The organism is uncultured Boseongicola sp., assembly GCF_937988555.1.
Taxonomy (GTDB): domain Bacteria; phylum Pseudomonadota; class Alphaproteobacteria; order Rhodobacterales; family Rhodobacteraceae; genus Boseongicola.
This window is the reverse complement of sequence record NZ_CALJXO010000120.1, coordinates 1-3,389: the sequence shown is the minus strand read 5'-3', so window position 1 is coordinate 3,389 and position 3,389 is coordinate 1. Positions and strand designations below refer to the sequence as shown.

6 protein-coding genes are annotated in these 3,389 nt (G+C 58.5%); all 6 read left to right on the top strand.

What is annotated here, in order from left to right:
• Window positions 1-113: 113 nt before the first annotated feature.
• The 6 genes from Q1B15_RS06475 (at window position 114) to Q1B15_RS06450 (ending at window position 3,312) form a co-directional block, all read left to right on the top strand.
• Window positions 114-467, top strand: coding sequence for an Mth938-like domain-containing protein (locus Q1B15_RS06475; RefSeq protein WP_299751839.1), 354 nt, complete (start codon window positions 114-116; stop codon window positions 465-467).
• Between the two features lie 102 nt (window positions 468-569).
• Window positions 570-1,193 (top strand): heme ABC exporter ATP-binding protein CcmA, encoded by a 624-nt coding sequence (gene ccmA / locus Q1B15_RS06470; protein WP_299751836.1) that lies wholly within the window; start codon window positions 570-572, stop codon window positions 1,191-1,193.
• The gene (gene ccmB, locus Q1B15_RS06465; protein ID WP_299751833.1) at window positions 1,190-1,846 is read left to right on the top strand and encodes a heme exporter protein CcmB; all 657 of its coding nucleotides are present in this window, start codon (window positions 1,190-1,192) and stop codon (window positions 1,844-1,846) included. Before ccmA ends, ccmB begins: the two co-directional genes overlap by 4 nt.
• A gap of 55 nt (window positions 1,847-1,901) precedes the next feature.
• A complete protein-coding gene (locus Q1B15_RS06460) occupies window positions 1,902-2,630 on the top strand; it encodes a heme ABC transporter permease (RefSeq protein ID WP_299751830.1) in 729 nt (242 codons plus the stop codon).
• Window positions 2,627-2,779, top strand: coding sequence for a heme exporter protein CcmD (gene ccmD, locus Q1B15_RS06455; protein WP_299751843.1), 153 nt, complete (start codon window positions 2,627-2,629; stop codon window positions 2,777-2,779). The genes Q1B15_RS06460 and ccmD overlap by 4 nt, the downstream gene beginning before the upstream one ends.
• Window positions 2,776-3,312, top strand: a complete 537-nt coding sequence (locus Q1B15_RS06450) for a DsbE family thiol:disulfide interchange protein (protein ID WP_299751827.1) — start codon at window positions 2,776-2,778, stop codon at window positions 3,310-3,312. Before ccmD ends, Q1B15_RS06450 begins: the two co-directional genes overlap by 4 nt.
• The last annotated feature ends 77 nt before the right edge of the window (window positions 3,313-3,389 follow it).

The following is a 3,389-nucleotide window of genomic DNA, read 5'->3' as shown; positions in this document are numbered from 1 at the left end:
CGCGATAATGTTTCGGCCCGAAGCAGAGCGGATTTATCGGTGGGTGGCCTATGTAATTATCGTATGCGCGGCGATTTCGGGGCTACCGATCTGGGAGTGAGCGAGGGTATCAAATGCGACTGAATGAAGTCACGTTCAACGATGCGGTGCCGGTTGACGGCTATGGCCCGGGGTTTTTTCGCCTTGGCGGAAAGGTGCATGACGCACCCGTAGCGGTGCTGCCAAGCGGCGTCGCGGCATGGGGCGGTTTTGAGGACACATCCGCCTTGGTGGCGGCGGCTTCGGACATTGATTTCCTGCTTGTCGGCACTGGCGCGCATATCGCCCACGTACCTGATGCGTTTCGCGCCGCCCTTGAAGCAGTGGGTATTGGCGTCGAGAATATGGCGACACCGCAGGCCTGTCGGACCTACAATGTATTGCTTGGTGAGGGGCGGCGCGTTGGTGTGGCGCTTTTGGGTATCTGAGGGTTTCTGGCCTCCGGCGGAGGTATTTTCAAAGGGGGAAATGGGGGCTGCGGTCTTGTCCGGCGTGGACATTGGCCGAGGCTTGGGCCATGCCTATTTGTTATGAATAAGCCGTTGCTGAGAGTATCCGAGGTGGCCTGCGCGCGGGGCGGATTGACCGTGCTGGAGGGCATCTCGTTTGATGTTCATGCGGGACCGGCTTTAATTTTGCGGGGGCCGAACGGGTCGGGAAAGACGACGCTGTTGCGTACGCTTGCGGGATTGCAAACGGCCGTTGCAGGCGAGGTTTCGGTAGCCGATGAGACCATAGCTTATGCGGGACACGCGGATGGGTTGAAGGGCACTTTGACCGTCGCCGAGAACCTGTCGTTTTGGGCGTCTTTGTTCGGGTTCGGTGCGATCACACCAGCTTTGGGAGCCTTTGAGTTGAGCGGATTGTCGGATCGCGCCGCACAATCTTTGTCGGCGGGTCAAAAGCGGCGGCTTGGGTTGGCGCGCATGTTGGTGACGGGGCGGCCGGTTTGGCTGTTGGATGAGCCGACGGTGTCCTTGGATGTGTCGGCGGTTGCGCTGTTCGGGGAGGCTGTGAAGCGGCATCTGGCCGGCGGCGGCGTCGCGGTGATTGCAACGCACATTGATCTTGGAATCGAGGCTGAGGTTCTGGACTTGAGGACTTTCCGGGCGGTTGCGCCACGCGGCGGTGCTTTTGATGAGGCCTTCATATGAAGGGGCTTTTGCAACGCGATCTGAGGTTGGCGATCCGCGCTGGCGGCGGGTTTGGGCTTGCCTTGGCGTTCTTCCTGATCGTTGTGATTCTTGTGCCATTTGGGGTTGGGCCGTCTGCGGATGTGCTGGCACCGATTGCGCCGGGGGTGTTGTGGCTTGGCGCGCTTCTGGCTTGTCTGCTGTCGCTGGATCGGATTTTCGCGACGGATTATGAGGATGGATCGCTTGAGTTTCTTGCGACCGCCCCGGTGCCTTTGGAGGGTGTTGTTGCGGTGAAGGCTTTGGCGCATTGGCTGACAACGGGGCTGCCTTTGACGCTTGCAGCCCCTGTGTTTGGGGTATTTTTGAACCTGCCGTCTGGGGGCTATGGCTGGCTTGTGGCTTCGCTTGCTTTGGGGACCCCGGCGTTAAGCATGATCGGGGCGTTCGGGGCGGCTTTGACTGTCGGGTTGAAGCGGGGCGGGCTTCTACTGTCTCTTTTGGTGTTGCCGCTATACATTCCGACGTTGATATTCGGGGCTGACACGGTGCGACGCGGGGTGGACGGGCTTGAGGCTGGGACGTCGTTAATACTTATGACCGGAATCACGCTTGGGACGCTGGCGTTATTGCCGTTTGCGGGGGCGGCCGCGCTCCGCGTCAATCTGCGTTAGGGCGCTGACGGTGTCGTGTCTTGTGGGTCTTGAACGTCCAGACTAGGTAGGAAATATGTCGTTTTGGGAATACGCAAATCCACGCCGATTTATGGCCTTCACCGACCGGGTGATGGGGCCTGCGTTTGTGTTGGCGGGCATGGCGTTGTCATTTGGATTGGTGTGGGGGTTCTTCTTTACGCCAAACGATTTTCGGCAAGGGTCGACCGTTAAGATTATTTACCTTCATGTGCCGTCGGCGTTCATGGCGATTAACATCTGGGTGATGATGCTGGTCACGTCGCTTGTTTGGCTGATCCGCCGACATCACGTTTCGGCACTCGCGGCAAAGGCCGCGGCGCCTGTCGGGGTGACGATGACGTTGATCGCTTTGATGACAGGCGCGATCTGGGGGCAGCCGATGTGGGGGACGTTTTGGGTGTGGGATCCGCGGCTGACATCGTTCCTGATCCTGTTTCTGTTTTACCTTGGTTATATGGCGCTTTGGTCGGCGATTGATGACCCGGATACGGCTGCGGATTTGACATCTGTGCTTTGTCTGGTGGGGTCTGTTTTTGCGTTTTTGTCGCGGTATGCCGTGAACTTCTGGAACCAGGGTTTGCATCAGGGGGCGTCGCTGTCTTTGGATAAAGAAGAGAACATTTCGGATGTGTTCTGGCTTCCGCTTGTTGTCTGTCTCGCCGGTTTTATCTTTTTGTTTCTTGCACTTGTGCTGTTGCGTACGCGGAGCGAAATTCGCAAACGGCGTGTGCATGCCATCACTGTGCGGGAGCGTGCTGCCTGATGCCTGATCTTGGGACATATGCGGTCGAAGTGAGCCTTGCCTATGGGGTGTCGATCGCGCTTTTGGTGGGGGTCGTGGCGTTAAGTGTGGTACAGGCGCGGCGCATTAAGCGGGCGTTGGACGAAGCCGAAGCGCGGCGGAAGAAATGAAGCGCATTCCGCCTTTGGCTCTGTTGCCGCCGGTAATTTTTGCGGGCCTTGCGGGGTTGTTTCTTGGTGGCATGTTTCGCATGGATCCGGATGCGTTGCCGTCGACTTTGGTTGGCCAGCCTGCGCCCGCTGTCGAGGTTACGCCCTTGCCGGGGCTGGTGCCGTTCACCCGGGCCATGCTGGAAGAGCCCGGGCCGAAATTGGTTAATTTCTGGGCCAGCTGGTGCGCGCCGTGCCGTGTGGAGCATCCACAGTTGATGGCGCTTCAGGACGAAGGGCTTGCGATCTACGGCGTAAACTACAAGGACGATGCCGGCAAGGCGCGAGCGTTTCTGGCAGAACTTGGCGACCCTTTTGAAGGGGTTGGCGGCGATGATGCAGGGCGTATGGCGATTGAATGGGGGGTCTACGGTGTGCCCGAGACGTTTGTTCTTGATAGCGATGGCACCGTGTTGCTGCGGTTTGCAGGTCCGGTGACAGATGTGATTTTGGAAAAGCGAATTCGTCCGGCGCTTGCTCAGGCAGCCGAGTAATCTTCGTTAACACGAAACGTCGCGTCGATTTAGGAACCGAACAGCCAGATAGCCATAAGGACCAAAAGCGCGGCTCC

Excerpts from the sequence above, each read along its gene's own strand:
- Q1B15_RS06475 (WP_299751839.1), top strand. The coding sequence starts at position 114 with ATGCGACTGAATGAAGTCACGTTCAACGATGCGGTGCCGGTTGACGGC.
- ccmA (WP_299751836.1), top strand. The coding sequence starts at position 570 with ATGAATAAGCCGTTGCTGAGAGTATCCGAGGTGGCCTGCGCGCGGGGC.
- ccmB (WP_299751833.1), top strand. The coding sequence starts at position 1,190 with ATGAAGGGGCTTTTGCAACGCGATCTGAGGTTGGCGATCCGCGCTGGC.
- Q1B15_RS06460 (WP_299751830.1), top strand. The coding sequence starts at position 1,902 with ATGTCGTTTTGGGAATACGCAAATCCACGCCGATTTATGGCCTTCACC.
- Q1B15_RS06450 (WP_299751827.1), top strand. The coding sequence starts at position 2,776 with ATGAAGCGCATTCCGCCTTTGGCTCTGTTGCCGCCGGTAATTTTTGCG.